19 protein-coding genes and 1 pseudogene are annotated in these 18,289 nt (G+C 68.4%); 10 read left to right on the top strand and 10 right to left on the bottom strand.

What is annotated here, in order from left to right; genetic code table 11:
* The first annotated feature begins 56 nt into the window (after positions 1 to 56).
* The gene (locus WS61_RS25775) at positions 57 to 1,331 is read left to right on the top strand and encodes an EAL domain-containing protein (RefSeq protein WP_034208206.1); all 1,275 of its coding nucleotides are present in this window, start codon (positions 57 to 59) and stop codon (positions 1,329 to 1,331) included.
* 19 nt (positions 1,332 to 1,350) lie between these two features.
* On the opposite strand, the gene WS61_RS25770 is transcribed toward WS61_RS25775, so the two are convergent.
* The 3 genes and pseudogenes from WS61_RS25770 to WS61_RS25760 form a co-directional block, all read right to left on the bottom strand.
* Positions 1,351 to 1,956, bottom strand: coding sequence for a bifunctional 2-polyprenyl-6-hydroxyphenol methylase/3-demethylubiquinol 3-O-methyltransferase UbiG (locus WS61_RS25770; protein ID WP_059504691.1), 606 nt, complete (start codon positions 1,954 to 1,956; stop codon positions 1,351 to 1,353).
* 91 nt (positions 1,957 to 2,047) lie between these two features.
* Positions 2,048 to 2,263 (bottom strand): annotated as a pseudogene (locus WS61_RS25765) (ketopantoate reductase C-terminal domain-containing protein); the annotation flags it as partial.
* A gap of 64 nt (positions 2,264 to 2,327) precedes the next feature.
* Positions 2,328 to 2,852, bottom strand: a complete 525-nt coding sequence (locus WS61_RS25760; protein WP_059504686.1) for a DUF962 domain-containing protein — start codon at positions 2,850 to 2,852, stop codon at positions 2,328 to 2,330.
* An 81-nt stretch (positions 2,853 to 2,933) separates the two neighbouring features.
* On the opposite strand from WS61_RS25760, the gene WS61_RS25755 reads away from it, so the two are divergent.
* Both WS61_RS25755 and chrA read left to right on the top strand, forming a co-directional pair.
* A complete protein-coding gene (locus tag WS61_RS25755) occupies positions 2,934 to 3,641 on the top strand; it encodes a Crp/Fnr family transcriptional regulator (protein ID WP_059504684.1) in 708 nt (235 codons plus the stop codon).
* A 106-nt stretch (positions 3,642 to 3,747) separates the two neighbouring features.
* Positions 3,748 to 4,959, top strand: a complete 1,212-nt coding sequence (gene chrA, locus WS61_RS25750) for a chromate efflux transporter (RefSeq protein ID WP_059504682.1) — start codon at positions 3,748 to 3,750, stop codon at positions 4,957 to 4,959.
* Positions 4,960 to 5,062: 103 nt separating this feature from the next.
* On the opposite strand, the gene sodB is transcribed toward chrA, so the two are convergent.
* A complete protein-coding gene (sodB, locus tag WS61_RS25745) occupies positions 5,063 to 5,641 on the bottom strand; it encodes a superoxide dismutase [Fe] (RefSeq protein WP_006489396.1) in 579 nt (192 codons plus the stop codon).
* Between the two features lie 230 nt (positions 5,642 to 5,871).
* Positions 5,872 to 7,254, bottom strand: coding sequence for an exodeoxyribonuclease VII large subunit (gene xseA / locus WS61_RS25740; protein WP_059504680.1), 1,383 nt, complete (start codon positions 7,252 to 7,254; stop codon positions 5,872 to 5,874).
* Between the two features lie 451 nt (positions 7,255 to 7,705).
* On the opposite strand from xseA, the gene lpxK reads away from it, so the two are divergent.
* From lpxK to adk, 4 genes are all read left to right on the top strand, one after another.
* Complete coding sequence (gene lpxK, locus WS61_RS25735; RefSeq protein WP_027812762.1) at positions 7,706 to 8,734, top strand: tetraacyldisaccharide 4'-kinase; 1,029 nt, start codon at positions 7,706 to 7,708, stop codon at positions 8,732 to 8,734.
* Positions 8,715 to 8,909 carry a Trm112 family protein gene (locus WS61_RS25730; RefSeq protein ID WP_059504678.1) on the top strand — a complete coding sequence of 65 codons (195 nt, stop codon included), beginning with the start codon at positions 8,715 to 8,717 and terminating at the stop codon, positions 8,907 to 8,909. Before lpxK ends, WS61_RS25730 begins: the two co-directional genes overlap by 20 nt.
* 124 nt (positions 8,910 to 9,033) lie before the next feature.
* Positions 9,034 to 9,825, top strand: coding sequence for a 3-deoxy-manno-octulosonate cytidylyltransferase (kdsB, locus tag WS61_RS25725; RefSeq protein ID WP_059504676.1), 792 nt, complete (start codon positions 9,034 to 9,036; stop codon positions 9,823 to 9,825).
* A 208-nt stretch (positions 9,826 to 10,033) separates the two neighbouring features.
* On the top strand, positions 10,034 to 10,696 hold the full coding sequence (gene adk, locus WS61_RS25720) for an adenylate kinase (protein ID WP_059504675.1): 663 nt from the start codon (positions 10,034 to 10,036) through the stop codon (positions 10,694 to 10,696).
* 238 nt (positions 10,697 to 10,934) lie between these two features.
* Here adk and WS61_RS25715 read toward each other — a convergent pair whose 3' ends face one another.
* Together WS61_RS25715 and murJ are read right to left on the bottom strand one after the other, a co-directional pair.
* The gene (locus WS61_RS25715) at positions 10,935 to 11,777 is read right to left on the bottom strand and encodes a SirB1 family protein (protein WP_011546044.1); all 843 of its coding nucleotides are present in this window, start codon (positions 11,775 to 11,777) and stop codon (positions 10,935 to 10,937) included.
* Positions 11,778 to 11,785: 8 nt separating this feature from the next.
* The gene (gene murJ, locus WS61_RS25710) at positions 11,786 to 13,396 is read right to left on the bottom strand and encodes a murein biosynthesis integral membrane protein MurJ (RefSeq protein ID WP_306459582.1); all 1,611 of its coding nucleotides are present in this window, start codon (positions 13,394 to 13,396) and stop codon (positions 11,786 to 11,788) included.
* Between the two features lie 246 nt (positions 13,397 to 13,642).
* Here murJ and rpsT point away from each other — a divergent pair, with 246 nt between their 5' ends.
* Complete coding sequence (rpsT, locus tag WS61_RS25705; RefSeq protein ID WP_006482211.1) at positions 13,643 to 13,915, top strand: 30S ribosomal protein S20; 273 nt, start codon at positions 13,643 to 13,645, stop codon at positions 13,913 to 13,915.
* Positions 13,916 to 14,070: 155 nt separating this feature from the next.
* Here rpsT and WS61_RS25700 read toward each other — a convergent pair whose 3' ends face one another.
* Entirely contained in the window at positions 14,071 to 14,391 is a 321-nt protein-coding gene (locus WS61_RS25700) for a DUF3579 domain-containing protein (RefSeq protein WP_011546046.1), read from the bottom strand.
* Positions 14,392 to 14,803: 412 nt separating this feature from the next.
* On the opposite strand from WS61_RS25700, the gene argF reads away from it, so the two are divergent.
* Entirely contained in the window at positions 14,804 to 15,733 is a 930-nt protein-coding gene (argF, locus tag WS61_RS25695; protein WP_059504670.1) for an ornithine carbamoyltransferase, read from the top strand.
* Positions 15,734 to 15,821: 88 nt separating this feature from the next.
* Here the strand turns inward: argF and murB are convergent, their stop codons facing one another.
* Complete coding sequence (murB, locus tag WS61_RS25690; RefSeq protein ID WP_059504669.1) at positions 15,822 to 16,871, bottom strand: UDP-N-acetylmuramate dehydrogenase; 1,050 nt, start codon at positions 16,869 to 16,871, stop codon at positions 15,822 to 15,824.
* Between the two features lie 136 nt (positions 16,872 to 17,007).
* Between murB and WS61_RS25685 the strand changes: the two genes are divergently transcribed.
* Positions 17,008 to 17,493, top strand: coding sequence for a YajQ family cyclic di-GMP-binding protein (locus WS61_RS25685; protein WP_034208219.1), 486 nt, complete (start codon positions 17,008 to 17,010; stop codon positions 17,491 to 17,493).
* Between the two features lie 79 nt (positions 17,494 to 17,572).
* Here WS61_RS25685 and plsY read toward each other — a convergent pair whose 3' ends face one another.
* Positions 17,573 to 18,214, bottom strand: coding sequence for a glycerol-3-phosphate 1-O-acyltransferase PlsY (gene plsY, locus WS61_RS25680; protein ID WP_059504667.1), 642 nt, complete (start codon positions 18,212 to 18,214; stop codon positions 17,573 to 17,575).
* Positions 18,215 to 18,289: the final 75 nt, after the last annotated feature.

Below are 18,289 nucleotides of genomic sequence, written 5' to 3'. Positions count from 1 at the left end.
TGCTTCTTGCTCGCCTATTCTGTAGGTAAACTGGCAGTCTTCCTTCGGCCGACATCATGAGCATGATCGAAATCGATCCCCCCGGCTTTCAGCCGCCCCGCCCCGTCGCCGGCGACGACGGGAACCGGCGCACCGTGCTGTACGGCGGCTACACCGTGTTCAGCGTGTTCCAGCCCGTTTTCTCGGTGTCGCACCGGCGCGCGATCGGCTATCACGCGTCGCTGCGCGCGCACGACGAGGAAAGCCGCCAGGTGGCGTCGCACGAGGTATTCACGCAGGCGGCGCGGCGCGGCGACCTGCTGGAGCTCGGCCGGCTCGCCGAATCGTTGCATCTCGGTAACTTCCACGCGTTCGACAGCCACGACGAATGGCTCTTCCTGAGCCTGCATCCGGCCGCGCTGATGGACACCATCTACGGCGACGCGCTGCTCGCGAACCTGAAGGCGCTCGGGCTGCCGCCGCACCGCGTGGTGCTCGAGGTGCCCGAACAGGCTGGCGGCGAGACGCCGCGCTATGCGGCGATCATCGACGGGCTGCGCAAGGCCGGCTTCCTGATCGCACTCGTCGGCTTCGGCGCGAAGCATTCGAACATCGATCGCGTGTGGCATTTGCATCCGGACATCGTCACGCTCGACCGCGGCATCCTCGCGCAGGCGAGCGAGCACTCGCATCTCGAACGCGTGCTGCCGGGGCTCGTGTCGCTGCTGCACGAATCCGGCCAGCTCGTGCTGATGGGCGGGCTCGCGACCGAACGCGACGCGCTGATCGCGCTCGAATGCGACGTCGATTTCGTGCAGGGCCAGTACTTCGCGGGGCCGAGCGTCGATCCCGTGCAGCCGCAGGCCGCCGCGGGCTGCATGGACACGCTGTCGGCCGCGCTGCGGCTGCGCGTCGCGCAGCGCGAGCGCACGCAGGCGGAACGGCTCGCACCATACGTCGCCGCGCTCGAGGAAGCGAGCCGCAAGCTCGGCGCGGGCGAATCGCTCACCGACGCGGCCGCCGCCGTGCTCGGGCTGCCGGAGACCGCGCGCTGCTTCCTGCTCGACGCGTCGGGCCGCCAGATCGGCGACAACGTGCTCGCGCGCGGCAGCGTGTCGCAACGCGCAAAGCGCTTCCGGCCGCTGCTGCATTCCGAAGGCGCGAGCTGGGAACGCCGCCCGTATTTCATCGACGCGATGCGCGCGCCGGGCGGCGTGCATCTGACGGCGCCGTACCTGTCGATCAACGAGGCGCACCTGTGCGTGACCGCATCGATCGCCGCACCGGCCGCGACGGGCATGCAGGTGCTCTGCGTCGACATCAACTGGGAAGCGGCACTCAGCCGCGAATGAGCCCGATGGCGCGCTGCGTTCACGCGTCGCCGCCCGCCTTGCGCACGATCAGCCGGTGCACGCGCTTGCCGGACGACGCGCTGACGACCTCGTGTTCGTCGATCACATGCACGCCGGCGCCCAGCGCCGCATGCATCCGCGCTGAGTCGAGCGGCGTATAGAGGCGGCCGCGCTCGTCGCGCAACACGCCGTTTCCGGCCACCCGCCAGCTCAGGTACAACGTGCCGCCCGGCATCAGCAGCTCGGCCAGCCGCGCGGCGGCCGCCGCTGCGTCCGCCTGTTCGAGATGCATGACGACCGTTTCGCACAGCACGTTGCGAAACGCGCCGGACGGTACGCCGGCCAGCGCCGGCAGCACGGCCAGCTCGAAAACCAGACCCGGATGATGCCGTCGCGCCTCGTCGAGCAGCGCGGCGCTCGCGTCGTAGCCGCGCACGTCGAAGCCGCGCGACGCGAGCCAGGCCGTGTCGCGCCCCGCGCCGCAGCCGACGTCGGCGGTCAGCCCCGGCGAGAAATGCTGTTCGAGCAGCGCGTACATGTCGTCGGGCGCGGCCTGATCGAGCCAGTCCTGCGCGTATTGCGCGGCATGGGTCTCGTAGGCATCGAGAGTCGGGCGATCCACCATGGCGATTGCTCCGCAAAGGCGTCGTATGACGCACTCCGCATCTTAGCCGTTACGCACGGCCCGCGCCGACGGCGGATGGTGCGACGCCGGCCTACGCGGCCCGTACATGGCCCACGCGCGGCGCCTGCGCGGACAGGTCGGCCCACAGCGCATCGCCGCGCCACGCCGGGCGCGCCGCCGCGTGTTCCGCGTCGTGGACGAGCGCGCCGCGTCGCGCATTGACCGGCGCCGGCGCACCGAAGCGCCCGGCCAGCCGCACGATTTCACCATTGATCCAGTCGACTTCGGTCGCGCGGCCCGCCGCGAGGCGGCCGCCGAGATAGCAGCCGACCGCGCCTGCGCCGAACACGCAGACCGGCCCGGCCGGCCTGTCAGACATGCGAATGCGCGCCGCCGTGCACCGGGCCCGCGCGCCGCTCGACTTCGCGGCGCACGTCGCCGCGCAGCCCCGCGAAGAACGCGACCTCGGCGACGACGAACAGCGGCCCGACGATCAGGCCGACCAGATCGTCGACGAACGCGGGTTTGCGGCCTTCGAACCAATGCCCGACGAACTGCACGATCCAGCCGACCACGAACGCGCCGACGCCGATCGCGAGCCATTGCGCGGTCGGCAGCAGCGCCAGCGACTGCGCGGCCCACAGGCCGAGCGCGAGCAGCACGGTCATCACGATCCCGAACCGCAGGTCCAGACGCAGGTAGAACGCCGCGGACACGACGGCGAGCAGCAGCGCCGGCGACAACGCAATGCCGGCCAGCGCGCCGATCGCCGGCCGCGACAGCAGCACCTCGACCGCGAACACGATCATCGGGATGCCGACCAGATGCGTCGCGATGTTGCGCGCGTCGCGATGGTAGGCCGCATACTGGGAAAGATGGTCTTCGAGGGTTTTCATGGCGTCTCCTGATCGGCTATCGAGCGCTATGATGCGCGTCACGCCCGAGAACCTCTGTCAGCTACCCGACATCGCGTGCCCATGCCTTCCTCGCTCGCCCCGTACCTGCCGCAGATCGAAGCGAACCCGTGGTTCGCCGCGCTGCCCCCCGCGCTGCGCGCCGAACTGATCGCCCGCGCGACGCTGCGCCGTCTGCCGTCCGGCCACGCGCTGTTCCGGCGCGGCGACCCGCCGTGCGGGCTGTACGCGGTGCTGGCCGGTTCACTCACGATAGGTGCGGTCGATCCGCAGGGCAAGGAAACGCTGCTGACGGTGGCCGAGCCGATTACGTGGTTCGGCGAGATCGCGTTGTTCGACGGCCAGCCGCGCACGCACGACGCCATCGCGCTCGACGACGCGCTGCTGCTGCACGTGCCGCAGGCCGCGCTGCTCGCGATCCTCGATACGACGCCGCAGTACTGGCGGCAGTTCGCGCTGCTGATGGCGCAAAAGCTGCGCCTGAGCTTCCTGACCGTCGAGTCGATGAGCGTGATGCCGGCCGCGCAACGGCTCGCCGCGCGACTGCTGATGATCGCCGAAGGCTACGGCGGCATCAGCGCCGGGCGCACGCACGTCCGGCTGTCGCAGGAAACGCTCGCGTCGATGCTGTCGCTGACGCGGCAGACCACCAACCAGTTGCTGAAGGCGCTGCAGGCCGACGGCGTCGTGCGGCTGCACGTCGGCGAGATCGAGCTCGTGGACATCGACGCGTTGCGCCGCGCGAGCGGGCTCGGCGACGGCACGTACTGAACGCCGCACGACGGCCTCGATCAGCCTCCATCGGCCTCGATGCGCTGCCCGCGGCCGCCGAGTTGCGCTATCGTGGCGGCTCGTTCCGTCCGCCGCGCGCACCGCCTTGAACACGTCGACCCTCCCCGCCCCCGCCCGCCATCCGTGGCCCGTATTCGTCGCGTTCCTGCGGCTCGGCCTCACGTCGTTCGGCGGGCCGGTCGCGCATCTCGGCTACTTTCGCGCGGAATTCGTCACGCGGCGCGGCTGGCTCACCGAGCGCACTTATGCGGATCTCGTCGGGCTGTGCCAGTTCCTGCCGGGTCCGGCGAGCAGTCAGGTCGGGATGGCGATCGGTCTCGCGCGTGCCGGCTATGCCGGCATGTTCGCCGCGTGGCTCGGTTTCACGCTGCCGTCCGCGCTGCTGATGATGCTGTTCGCGCTCGGCGTTCACGCGTCGGGCGCGCCGATCGAAGCCGGTGCGCTGCACGGGCTGCGCATCGTGTCGGTCGCGGTGATCGCGCAAGCGGTGTGGGGCATGGCGCGTACGCTGTGCCCGGACGCGCGGCGCGTCACGCTGATGGCTGCGGCCGCGTGCGTCGCGCTGCTCGCGCCGGCCGCCTGGACGCAGATCGCGGTGATCGTCGTGGCGGGAGCGGCCGGGCTCGTGCTGCTGCCGCAACCGGGGCGCGACGCGCATGAACCGTTGCCGCTGCACGTGTCGCCGCGGGCAGGCGTGCTGTGGCTCGCCGTGTTCGCGACGCTGCTCGTCGCACTGCCGTTCGCGGCCCGCGCGCTGCGCTCCGACACGCTCGCCGTCGTCGACGCGTTCTTCCGCACGGGTGCGCTCGTATTCGGCGGCGGCCATGTGGTGCTGCCGCTGCTGCAGGCGGCGGTGGTCGCGCCCGGGTGGGTCGGCGATTCGGCGTTTCTCGCCGGGTATGGGGTCGCGCAGGCCGTGCCAGGGCCGCTGTTCACGTTCTCGGCATTCCTCGGTGCGTCGCTGCGCGATGCGCCGAACGGCTGGCTCGGCGGCACGATCGCACTCGTGTCGATCTTCGCGCCGTCGTTCCTGCTCATCGCCGGCACCGCGCCGTTCTGGGAGCGCCTGCGCCGCAGCGCGCGGATGCAGGCCGCGCTCGCCGGCGTGAACGCGGCCGTCGTCGGGCTGTTGCTCGCCGCGCTCTATCGCCCCGTCTGGACCGACACGATCGTCGCGCCGCGCGATCTGGCCGCCGCGCTGGTCGCCTTCGTCGCGCTGGTGTTCTGGCGCGTGCCGCCGTGGGCCGTCGTGATCGCGAGCGCGGCGTTCGGCTGGCTGCTCGGCATGGCCGGCTGATCTGGCCCACGCGCCGCGTTCGGGGCGGGACAAAAAACAAAAAGCCCTCGAAACGAGGGCTTTTTTCGATGCCGCGCGCCGCGGCGGCGCGCAGGCGCCGGACTTACGCGAAGTTCTTCGCTGCGAAGTCCCAGTTCACGATGTTCCAGAACGCTTCGACGAACTTCGGACGTGCGTTGCGGTAGTCGATGTAGTACGCGTGTTCCCACACGTCGATCGTCAGCAGCGCCTTGTCGGCGGTCGTCAGCGGCGTGGCTGCGTTGCTCGTCGACACGATGTCGAGCGAACCGTCGGCCTTCTTCACGAGCCATGCCCAGCCCGAACCGAACGTGCCGACTGCGGCCTTCGTAAACGCTTCCTTGAATGCGTCGTACGAACCCCACTTCGCGTTGATCGCATCGCCCAGCGCGCCCGTCGGTGCGCCGCCGCCGTTCGGCGACAGGCTGTTCCAGAAGAACGTGTGGTTCCAGATTTGCGCGGCGTTGTTGAAGATGCCGCCCGACGACTTCTTCACGATCTCTTCCAGCGGCAGGTTTTCGAATTCCGTGCCGGGGATCAGATTGTTCAGGTTCGTCACATAAGCCTGATGATGCTTGCCGTAGTGGTACTCGATCGTCTCTTTCGAGATGGTCGGCGCGAGTGCGTCTTCAGCGTACGGGAGCGGCGGGAGCGTATGAGCCATGGCGATTCCTTCGTTGAGTATGTAGGGAGGCTTGTGTTGAATGCTGCCGAGCGTCCGATTGTAGGCGAGGACGAATATCCCCGCAAACTCGCGGGCCATTTATCCGCGGTATGCGGAAAAGCGATGCTGGCGCAACGCCCGGCAGGGCGAACCCGACGATGCGCAGTATTCGTGCCCGGCCGCACGGCACGCGTTGCGGCGTGCCTCGCGTTTTGCTCGCGCCGCTTGCGTCAGATCGTATCGGTCAGCCGTGGCTGCACGTCGGCGAGCGACACGTCGGCCGAGCCTTCGGCGAGATGCACGGTCAGCCGCCGCTGCGGCTTCAGCGCATTCGGCGCGCGCACCGCGCGGCCCGTCTGCGCATCGATCAGCGCCGCATAGCCGCGCTCGAGCGTGCGCTGCGGGCTCAGCACCTCGAGCCGCGCCGCACAGGCTGACACACGCGCCGTGTCGCGTTCATGACGACGCTGCAACGCGCTCGCGAGCCGTTGCGACAGCCCCGCGAGCGCGTGGCGCGCCTGTGACGGATCGGGCCGTGCGCGCTGCCAGCGCAGCTGCGCGAGCGCGAAACGCGCACGTGCATCGCGCACCGGCCGCGCCGCGGCCGATGCCAGCCGCACCGCAAGCTGCTCGACGTGCGTGCGCTGCCGCTGCAGCCGCTCGGCCGGGCTCACGAGCCGGCGGGCGAGCCAGTCGAGCTGCTGCGCACGCTGTTCGAGCCGGCGCGCCATGCCGCGCGCAAGCGCACGCCGGCGGTCGTCGACCTCGCGCAGCAGCAGCGCGCGCTGCGGGCTCGCGAGTTCGGCCGCGCCGGTCGGCGTCGGCGCGCGCAGGTCGGCCGCGAAGTCCGCGATCGTGAAGTCGGTTTCGTGCCCGACGCCGCTCACCACCGGCAACTCGCTCGCCGCGATCGCGCGCGCCAGCGCTTCGTCGTTGAACGACCACAAATCCTCGATCGAGCCGCCGCCGCGGCAGACCAGCAGCACATCGACCTCGCGCCGCGCATTCGCGGTCGCGACGGCCGCGACGAGCTTTTCGGCGGAACCGGCGCCCTGCACGGGGGCCGGATAGACGATCACCGGAATGTGCGGCGCGCGCCGCGCGAGCGTGGTCAGCACGTCGCGCAGCGCGGCGGCCTGCAGCGACGTGACGATGCCGATCGCGCGCGGGTGCGCCGGCAACGGCCGCTTGCGCTCGGTTGCGAACAGGCCCTCGCCTTCGAGCTGCGCCTTCAGCCGCAGGAACGCCTCGTACAGGCGCCCCTGCCCGGTGCGCCGCACCGCTTCGACATTGAGCTGCACTTCGCCGCGCGGCTCGTACATCGTGACGACCGCGCGCACCTCGATGCGGTCGCCTTCGCGCGGCGTGAATTCCGCGTATTGCGCACGGCCGCGGAACATCACGCAGCGCATCTGCGCCTGCTGGTCCTTGATCGAGAAATACCAGTGGCCGCTCGCGGCGCGCGTGAAATTCGACACTTCGCCGGAAATCCACAGCAGCGGAAACGAACGCTCGAGCATCGTCGAAATCGCACGATTGAGCGCCGAAACGGGAATCACTTCGTCGCCGCCGCGCGTGGCGCCGGGTGCGGAAAAAGGAGAATCGGAAAGCATGGGCGGTCGGATGAATGCTGGCGGCGTCACGATAGTCCGACATGCACGCGACGTCCAGCGCCCCCGCATTCGCCGCCGCGCACGGAAAAGGTGTCCACACTCTGGCATTCGTCCGCGTAAAACGCTCGGAAACCGCTAAAAAAGCCAGACAATTCTTCGTAACGCGTTGATTTTTATAATTTTTTAAAGCTTTCAGAATGATTCCCATCCGATTCGATGCCCGCCGGACGGGCGTTTGAGGCAATCGACCGGGGAGTTTTTCACAGAGTTATCCACAGGCCGGCCCGATCCGGCCCCGCACGCCGCGGCGGCCGGTCACGCTTGCCGCGCCCGCGTGCGGCGCGCTAGAGTGCCGCCTTCCACGGACCCTGCGGCATGCGCCGCCCAACGGAGAATCCGCCTTGACGAATCCGTCCCTCGCCGCGGCGCACGACGCGCCGCGCCCGGCCCGATGAGCGCGCCCGGCGGCCCGCTCGCGCGACTCGAAGCGCGCCTGACACGCGAATGGCAGCGGCGCGGCGCGCTCGCGTGGGCGCTCACGCCGTTCGCATGCGTGTTCGGCCTGTGCGCGGCGCTGCGGCGCACCGCTTACGCGCAAGGCTGGAAGCAGCCGGTCGACGTCGGCGTGCCGGTGGTCGTGGTCGGCAACGTGACCGTCGGCGGCACCGGCAAGACGCCGACCGTGATCGCGCTCGTCGACGCGCTGCGCGCGGCCGGCTTCACGCCCGGCGTCGTGTCGCGCGGCTATGGCGCGAACGTGAAGGCGCCGACCGCCGTCACGCCGGCGTCGCGTGCGGGCGCGGCCGGCGACGAACCGCTCTTGATCGCGCGCCGCACCGGCGCGCCCGTGTGGGTGTGCCCGGACCGCGTCGCGGCCGCGCAGGCGCTACGCGCCGCGCATCCGGACGTCGACGTGATCGTCAGCGACGACGGCCTGCAGCATTACCGTCTCGCGCGCACCGTCGAACTCGTCGTATTCGACCACCGGCTCGGCGGCAACGGCTTCCTGCTGCCGGCCGGCCCGCTGCGCGAGCCGCTGTCGCGGCACCGCGACGCGACGCTCGTCAACGATCCGTACAGCGGTGCGCTGCCGCCGTGGCCCGACACCTACGCGCTCGCGCTGACGCCCGGTGCCGCGTGGCACCTCGACCAGCCCGCGCTGCGCCGCCCGCTGTCGCAATTCGCGAACGAACGCGTGCTCGCCGCGGCCGGCATCGGCGCGCCGGAGCGCTTCTTCGCGACGCTGCGCGCGGCCGGCCTCGCGCCGGCGACCCGCGCGCTGCCCGACCATTACGCGTTCGCCGACAATCCGTTCGTCGACGACGCCGTCGATGCGATCCTGATCACCGAGAAGGATGCAGTAAAATTGGGCGCTTCCTGGCGCGACGCCCGACTGTGGGTGGTCCCCGTCGAAGCCGCGCTCGACCCTCGCCTCATTGCCCTCGTTGTGGAGAAACTCCGTGGACGCTCGCCTGCTTGAAATCATTGTGTGCCCTATCTGCAAAGGCCCGCTCCACTACGACCGTGCCGCGCAGGAGCTGATCTGCAACGCGGACAAGCTCGCCTACCCGATCCGCGACGGCATCCCGGTGATGCTCGTCGACGAAGCGCGCCAGACCGTCGAAGGCACGCCGGTCGACCCGACCGGCCGCTGAACCGCCGCGCCGCTCGCCCGGCGCACCGATTCGAAACCGACGGCCCAGCCCCGGCCGGGTCGCCGCACTCCGCCGGGCGACCGGCTTCCGGCGTCGCCCGCCCCGTTCTTCCCAACGCTTCCCGATGACTCACCCGCAACCCTTCATCGCCGTCATTCCCGCCCGGCTCGCGTCGACGCGGCTCCCGAACAAGCCGCTCGCCAATCTCGGCGGCAAGCCGATGGTCGTGCGTGTCGCCGAGCGCGCGCGCGAGGCGGGCGCGCAGCAGGTACTCGTCGCCTCCGACGCGCAGAGCGTGCTCGACGCGGCGCGCGATCACGGCTTCGAAGCGGTGCTCACACGCGCCGACCATCCGTCCGGCACTGACCGGCTCGCGGAAGTCGCGGCGGCCTTCGGCTGGCGCGACGACACCGTCGTCGTCAACGTACAGGGCGACGAACCGCTGATCGACCCCGTGCTCGTGCGCGACGTAGCGTCGCACCTGGCCGCGCATCCGGCGTGCGCGATCGCGACCGCGGCTCACCCGATCCACGACGCGGCCGACGTGTTCAACCCGAACGTCGTGAAGGTCGCGCTCGACGCGCAGAGCGTCGCGCTGTACTTCTCGCGCGCGCCGATTCCGTGGAGCCGCGACGCCTATCAGCCGCACTGGCCGAACGTCGCGGCCATGCCGGCACCGGCCTTCCCGGTCTATCGGCACATCGGCCTCTATGCGTATCGCGCGCGTTTTCTGCGCACCTATCCGTCGCTCGCGCAGGCGCCGATCGAACAGGCCGAGCAGCTCGAACAGCTGCGCGCGCTGTGGCACGGCGAGCGCATCGCCGTGCTGATCACCGAGTCCGCGCCCGAAGCCGGCATCGACACGCCCGCCGATCTCGCGCGCGTGCAGGCCCTTTTTCAGCCGGGTTCAAAATAACCCGTGGCATAATCAGGCGATTGTGCGAGCCGTCCGCGACCAGCGCGTCCTCGCTTGACCCCGCCCGTGGCCTTGCCGGCAGCCGCGCGTCGCCCTGGCCGACGCGCCGCATCAGACCGATCCGCCGCGCGCCGGGCAAGCCCCGCGCCCGCTGTCGCCGACGCCTTCGTGTCTCGCCACACGAATCTACATACTTGGAGATATCACCATGCGTTTGATCCTGTTGGGCGCGCCCGGCGCGGGAAAGGGCACCCAGGCAAACTTCATCAAGGAAAAATTCGGCATCCCGCAAATCTCGACGGGCGACATGCTGCGTGCCGCCGTGAAGGCCGGCACGCCGCTCGGCGTCGAGGCGAAGAGCTACATGGATGCCGGCAAGCTCGTGCCGGACGCGCTGATCATCGGCCTCGTCAAGGAGCGCCTGAAGGAATCCGACTGCGCGAACGGCTATCTGTTCGACGGCTTCCCGCGCACGATCGCGCAGGCTGACGCGATGAAGGAAGCCGGTGTCGCGATCGACTACGTGCTCGAGATCGACGTCCCGTTCTCGGAAATCATCGAACGCATGAGCGGCCGCCGCACGCACCCGGCATCGGGCCGCACGTACCACGTCAAGTTCAACCCGCCGAAGGTCGAAGGCCACGACGACGTGACGGGCGAACCGCTGATCCAGCGCGACGACGACAAGGAAGAAACCGTCAAGAAGCGTCTCGAAGTGTACGAAGCGCAGACCAAGCCGCTGATCACGTACTACGGCGATTGGGCGCAGCGCGGCGAGGAGAACGGCCTGAAGGCGCCGCAGTATCGCAAGATCTCGGGCCTCGGCACCGTCGACGAAATCCGCGAGCGCGCGTTTGCCGCACTGAAGTAAGCAGCGCGTCGCGCACCCGCAAGCCGCCCGTTCCGGGCGGCTTTTTTTTGCCTGCCGCGATGTGCACGACCGCGCACGTGTCGCCGCTGCGCTGTGGCACCCCGTACGATCGGGCGAACGCGCGGGTTGCGCGGGCGGCGCGATCCGGATGCGGCCGACGTCGCCGCACGCGCAAGAAAAACGCCCGCGATGCGGGCGTTTTTTTCGTGTGCCGGCAGCGGCGCGCGGGCAACTCAACTCAATCTTCGCCGTCGCGCTGCATCCGCTGCCGCAATTCGCTGACCTGCGACTCGACGACGGTCGCGTCTTCCGCCTCCGGCCGCTCGCCGAGATACTGCTCGAGATCCTCGAGCGCGGGACGCAGGTAGTCGAGCCGCGCATACGCGAAGCCGCGGTCGCGCACTTCGTCGAGTTGCTCGGGCAACAGGATCACGAGCCGCTGCTGCACCGCGAGCAGCCGCTGCCAGCGTTCCGTCTGCAGGTAGATCGTCTTCAGGTTGCGCAACATCCGCGCGATGATCTCGCGGCTCGTCGCGGGCTGCAGCAGCGCGCGCAACGCGCTGTCGACCGCACCGGCCGCACGCGCGACGTACGGTTCGAGCATCTCGACCATCTCGGCTTCGGACAGCGAATGGCCGTTGGTCGGATCGATGATCAGGTCGCCGTCCGGCAGCGTCACGCGCAGCAAGAAATGTCCGGGGAACGACACGCCGCGCGCCGGCACGCCGATCTGCTCGGCGAGCTCGAGGTACAGCACCGACAGCGAGATCGGGATCCCGCGCCGCCGTTTCAGCACGGCGTTCAGGTGGCTGTTATCGGGGTCGTAGTAATCGTTGTGATTGCACGCGAAGCCGAGTTCGCGGAAGAAGAAGTCGTTCAGCGCGGCGACGCGGCCCTTCAGGTCCGTATCGTCGGCGAGCCGCCGGCGCAGCCGCGCCGCCAGCATGTCGAGTTCGGCCAGCGTACCCTGCAGGTCGAGGTCGGGATACGCGTCCTGCGCCAGCGACAGCGCGGCTTCCGTGACGGGCAGACTGTCGTCGTCCGCCACGAGCGTGCTGAAGTAGTCGAGGACGCGGGTCATTGCGGTCGTCACTTGGCGCGCCTTCTGAAGTAAGCGTATTTGAAGCCCATCACCCACAACATACCGAAATATAGTGCAGCAAACAGCACGAGGCACGCCGCCATCAGCGCAATGCGATCGAGCGGCTGCGCGCGCATCCCGGTCCAGTCGAAACTGATCGCGCACCAGTGCATCAGGCCCGCGAGCACGAGCGCCGCGCCGACGAGCTGCACGAAGAAGCGCAGCCAGCCCGGCGACGGCTGGTAGATGCCGCGCTTGCGCAGCCCGAGGAACAGCAGCAGCGAGTTCAGGCATGCGCCGACGCCGATGCTCAGCGTGAGGCCGGCATGGCCGATCAGCGGCACGAACACGTAGTTCGACAGCTGCGTGACGATCAGCACGCCGACGGCGATCTTCACGGGCGTCTTGATGTCCTGCTTCGCATAGAAGCCCGGCGCGAGGATCTTGATCAGGATGATGCCGACGAGGCCGATCCCGTAAGTGGCGAGCGCGCGCGCGACCATCGTGACGGTATGCGCGTCGAACTTGCCGTAGTTGAACAGTGTCGCGGTGAGCGGCGTCGCGAAGAAGAACAGCGCGAGCGCGCTCGGCGCCGCGAGCAGGAACGTGACGCGCAGCCCCCAGTCGAGCAGCGCCGAATATTCGTGCGAATCGGCATCGACGTGCGCCTTCGACAGGCTCGGCAGCAGGATCGTGCCAAGTGCGACGCCGAGCAGCGCCGTCGGGAATTCCATCAGGCGGTCGGCGTAATTGATCCACGACACGGCGCCCTGCCCGAGCCGCGACGCGATGTTGGTGTTGATGATCAGCGACAATTGCGCGACCGACACAGCGAACGTCGCGGGCACCATCTTCGCCAGCACACGCTTCACGCCCGGATGACGCAGCGCACGCAGCGGGTTGAGGCCGATCAGCGGCACCATGTCGATCTTCTTCAGGCCCGGCAACTGCACGAGAAACTGCAGCACGCCGCCGACGATGACGGCCCACGCGAGCGCGTAGACCGGCACCTTCAGGTGCGGCGCGACGAACACGGCCGCGGCGATGAACGCGACGTTGAGCAGCACCGGCGCGAACGCGGGCAGCGAGAAGCTCTTGTACGTGTTCAGCACGCCCGACGCGAGCGTGGTCAGCGAAATGAACACGATGTACGGGAACATGATCCGCGTCATCGTGACCGCGAGCGGGAACGCCTGGCCGTCGCCGTGCAGGCCGGACGCGACCGCGAACACGACCCACGACGCGCCGGCGATCCCGACGACCGACAGCACGGCCAGCGCCCACGCGAGCACGGTGGACATCGCGTCGACGAGCGCCTTCGTCGCATCGTGACCCTGCTGGTTCTTGAACTCGGCGAGGATCGGCACGAATGCCTGCGAGAACGCGCCTTCGGCGGACAGGCGGCGCAGCAGGTTCGGGATACGGAAGGCGACGTAGAACGCGTCGGTGTATTGACTGGCGCCGAACGCACGGGCGATCAGCGTCTCGCGGGCCAGTCCGGTCACGCGCGACAGCAGCGTGAAGCCGCTGACCGTCAGCAGGGCTCGGAATAGATTCATGGGGCGCTTATTATACGGACGTTGCGCGACCCGGCCACCGGCCGATGCCGAAAAGCGCACCCCCGCCGCCGGCGCCCCGCCCGGCGGGCGTTACGTCGAACTTGCCACTCGCTTGATTTTGTTGCTATAATCGCCGGTTTCTGGGCTCGTACATGCACGGCAACTGCCGTTTTCATGTCCCGGCCTCGGTTAAAATCACCGTTTTTTTATGCGCCCCTGGGCAATCGTTCTCAGGGGACGGATCGAAAAGCAGCGCTTGGCCGTCAGGCTCCAAGCTCTGGAAACAGGACAGGATAAGGAACCGTCATGGCTAACTCCGCACAAGCACGCAAGCGCGCCCGTCAGGCCGCGAAGGCAAACTCGCACAACTCGGCGCTGCGCTCGAAATTCCGTACCGCGATCAAGTCGGTTCGCAAGGCTGTCGAAGCCGGCGACCAGGCAAAGGCTGCCGAGCTGTTCAAGGCTGCCGTGAAGACGATCGACACGATCGCCGACAAGAAGATCGTTCACAAGAACAAGGCCGCTCGCAGCAAGAGCCGCCTGGCCGCAGCCGTCAAGGGTCTGCAGGCAGCAGCGTAAATCCGGTGTGCCCGCTTCGGCGGGTGCTCCTGTTTCCTGCGATCGCAAAAAAGCCCGCCTCGGCGGGCTTTTTGTTGCCTGTCGCCTACGCATCACGCACGGCGGCGGCATTCTTCCGGGCGGGCGCAGCACGCGCCCTCGCCCGTCGACATCACTCACTTCTTCGTGTTGTAGTCGGGCAGCTCGCACGCCTCGGTCACGACGAGGTTGTTGTCCTTCGCGAAGTTCAGCACGAAATCGAAAGCCATCGGCTCGATGTCGCGCAACCGCGAATCGAGGATCACGCATTTCAGGTCGCCGAGCATCGTCGGGCGCACGTACAGCGAATACTTGAGACGCGCATTCGGCCCGCTCGCCCCCGGCCCGAAGCAGGCCATCACACCGGCCAGGCGTTCCGACCAGTCGCTCGGGCGAAACTTTTTCCCGTCTTTCGTGATGCCCTGGATGAAAAATTCGGTCGGAGGGGTTTCAGCCATGTGGTTACCCAAGTGACGGCCCGGCGATGCCCAGGCAACGGCGCCTGGGTACGCGAACACAAAGCTGGAGGGTCGGCGGCACGAGCCGATCGATATCCCGAAAACGGGGCGTCGAGGCGCGCCGCCGGTGGACTGCACCGGATGTGTGCAGCGCACGGCTTGTGTCCGGCAGAGCGCGAAAAGCCTTGCCTGCCGGGCTGGAGAAAACTTTCGAATTATACCGCAGCGCGCCATCGCGCGTCGTCCCGACACCCCCGCTCCCACGCCGCCGGTCGTGCACGGCGATCCAGCGCCGCGTCGCGCCACGGCTCGTCAAAGCACGGAAAATCCTTTATGCTGCTTTGAGTTATCCACACCCGACGGCGGCGCCGTCCGGCCTCGCTGCCGGGTGAGACCCGCCGTATTTCGTTTCATGACCGCCAAAACCATTCGTCACTACCTGCAGTTCAAGGATTTCTCGCTGGAAGACTACGAGTACGTGCTCGAACGCACGGCTATCCTGAAGCGCAAGTTCAAGAACTACGAGACCTATCACCCGCTGCACGACCGCACGCTCGCGATGATCTTCGAGAAGAGCTCGACGCGCACGCGCCTGTCGTTCGAGGCCGGGATCTTCCAGCTCGGCGGCCACGCCGTCTTCATGAGCACGCGCGACACGCAGCTCGGCCGCGGCGAGCCTGTCGAGGATTCCGCGCAGGTCATCTCGCGAATGGTCGACATCATCATGATCCGCACGTTCGAGCAGGACGTGATCACACGCTTCGCGCAGAATTCCCGCGTGCCGGTGATCAACGGCCTGACCAACGAATACCACCCGTGCCAGGTGCTCGCCGACATCTTCACGTACTACGAACACCGCGGCCCGATCGCCGGCAAGACCGTCGCGTGGGTCGGCGACGCGAACAACATGCTGTATACGTGGATCGAAGCCGCGCAGATCCTCGGCTTCAAGCTGCGCCTGTCGACGCCGCCCGGCTATGCGCTCGACATGAAGCTCGTGTCGCCCGACAGCGCGCCGTTCTACGAAGTGTTCGACGATCCGAACGAGGCGTGCAAGGGCGCCGATCTCGTGACGACCGACGTATGGACGAGCATGGGTTTCGAGGCCGAGAACGAGGCGCGCAAGCAGGCATTCGCCGACTGGTGCGTCGACGAGGAAATGATGGGCCATGCGAATCCGGATGCTCTCTTCATGCACTGCCTGCCCGCGCACCGCGGCGAGGAAGTGACAGCCGGCGTGATCGACGGCCCGCAGAGCGTCGTGTGGGACGAAGCGGAAAACCGCCTGCACGTGCAGAAGGCGCTGATGGAGTTCCTGCTGCTCGGCCGCCTCAAGCACTGACGCGCCGCAACGCACACGCGTAAAAAAAGCGCCGGTCGACGATCGGCGCTTTTCGTTTGGATGCGCCAAAACCGGCGCACGCACTGCGTTACAGGCAGACCGGCTCCGCCTCCAGCTCGACGCCGAACCGCGCGCGCACGTCGGCCTGGATCGCCCGCGCCAGCGCAAGCACGTCGGCGCCGGTCGCGCCGCCGCGATTGACGAGCACGAGCGCCTGGCGGTCGTGCACGGCCGCCGCCCCGAGCGCGCGCCCCTTCCAGCCGCAGCGGTCGATCAGCCAGCCGGCCGCGAGCTTCACGTGCCCGTCCGGCTGCGGATACGACACGATCTCCGGCGCGCGGGCGCGCAATGCATCGAACTGCGCGGCGTCGATCACCGGATTCTTGAAGAAACTGCCCGCATTGCCGAGCACCAGCGGATCGGGCAGCTTCGCGCGGCGGATCGCGACGACCGCGTCGAACACGTCGCGCGGCGTCGCCGCATCGGGCGCGATGCCGCGCGCGTCGAGTTCGCGCGTGACGTCCGCGTAGCCGAGCCGCGGCGCCCATTGCTTCGGCAGCCGGAACGTCACCGCGACGATCGCGAACCGGCCGCGCCCTTCCCGCTTGAAGAAACTGTCGCGATAGCCGAACGCGCAGCGCGCGGCGTCGAAACGCTCGCGGCGCCCCGTCGCCAGTTCGACCGCGACCAGGGAATCGAAATACGCCTTCATCTCCAGGCCGTACGCGCCGATGTTCTGGATCGGCGCGGCGCCGACGGTGCCCGGGATCAGCGCGAGATTCTCGAGGCCCGGCATCCCGCGCTCGAGCGTCCACGCGACGAACGCGTGCCAGTTCTCGCCGCCGCCGGCCTCGACGTACCACGCATCGTCGTCCTCGCGCACGACGCCGCGGCCCGCGATCTCGTCGAGCAGCACGACGCCGTCGAAATCGCGCGTGAACACGATATTGCTGCCGCCGCCGAGCACGAGCTGCGGCAGGTTCGCGACCCGCGGGTCGCGATGCAGCGCCTCGAACTGGGCCGCCCGGGTGATGCGCGCGGCGAAACGCGCGCGCGCGGCGATGCCGAACGTGTTGTGCGCGGCGAGCGGATGGTCGGGAAGCAGCGACAGGGCGGAATCGTCAGGAGGCATCGGCATTCGCGGTCACGTCGGCCCGGGCGGCGCATGGCCGGCCTTGGGCAAACGGAGGGGCATCGGTAAAATGGCAAACAGTCCGCAATTATAGCGAGTGCCCGCGCGCGAGCCGGGCGCCCGCATCTCAAGGGAGAATGCCATGCCATCGTTCGACGTCGTTTCCGAAGCGAACATGATCGAAGTGAAGAACGCCATCGAGCAGTCGAACAAGGAAATTTCGACGCGTTTCGACTTCAAGGGCTCCGACGCACGCGTCGAGCAGAAGGAACGCGAGCTGACGCTGTTCGCCGACGACGATTTCAAGCTCGGCCAGGTGAAGGACGTGCTGATCGGCAAGCTGGCCAAGCGCAACGTCGACGTGCGCTTCCTCGACTACGGCAAGGTCGAGAAGATCGGCGGCGACAAGGTCAAGCAGATCGTCACCGTGAAGAAAGGCGTGACGGGAGACCTCGCGAAGAAGATCGTGCGCCTCGTGAAGGACAGCAAGATCAAGGTGCAGGCGAGCATCCAGGGCGACGCGGTGCGCATCTCCGGCGCGAAGCGCGACGACCTGCAAAGCACGATCGCGATGCTGCGCAAGGACGTGACCGACACGCCGCTCGACTTCAACAACTTCCGCGACTGACCGGCCGCCGGCCCGTCACGTCGTCCGGCCGGGCCCCGCATACGCGGCGCGCCCGGCGCGCGGCAAGCGCCGCGCCTTCTCAGGCTTTCCCGCCGTCGTGCGCGCCGTCGTCCGCGGCCGCCTTCTTCTTGTCGCCGATCCGGCTCTCCTGTCCCGCGAGCAGCTTCGAAATGTTGCCGCGGTGGCGCCACACGAGCAGCACGCTCATCGCGAGCACGGCCCAGGCGATCGGGTTGTGGCCCGGCATGCCGAACTGGAACACGTCGAACACCGGCGCGAACACGGCCGCCACCAGTGCCGCGAGCGACGAATAGCGGAAGAAGAACGCGACGATCAGCCAGGTCAACGCGGTCGCGAGCCCGAGCACCGGGTGCACGGCGAGCAGCACGCCGGCCGCGGTCGCGACGCCCTTGCCGCCCTGGAAGCGGAAGAACACCGGGTACAGGTGGCCGAGGAACACGGCAATCGCGACCCACGCGACCGCGACGTCGGGCAGGCCGAAGCGCCGGGCGAGCCAGACGGCGATCCAGCCCTTGAACGCGTCGCCGACGAGCGTCAGGATCGCGGCCTTCTTGTTGCCGCTGCGCAGCACGTTGGTCGCGCCGGGATTCTTCGATCCATACGAACGCGGGTCGGCCAGGCCCATCACGGAACTGACGACGACGGCGAACGACACCGAACCGATCAGGTAGGCAACGAGGGCGGCGAGCAGGGTCTGCATGCGGGGAACTCTTCTTTCAACGTATCGGGAAAGGGACGGCGGTGCACGGCAGGCCGGCAAGCCGAAACGGCGCCC

The organism is Burkholderia sp. ABCPW 11 (assembly GCF_001523445.1).
GTDB lineage: Bacteria > Pseudomonadota > Gammaproteobacteria > Burkholderiales > Burkholderiaceae > Burkholderia.
This window is presented reverse-complemented; position numbering and strand designations above follow the sequence as displayed.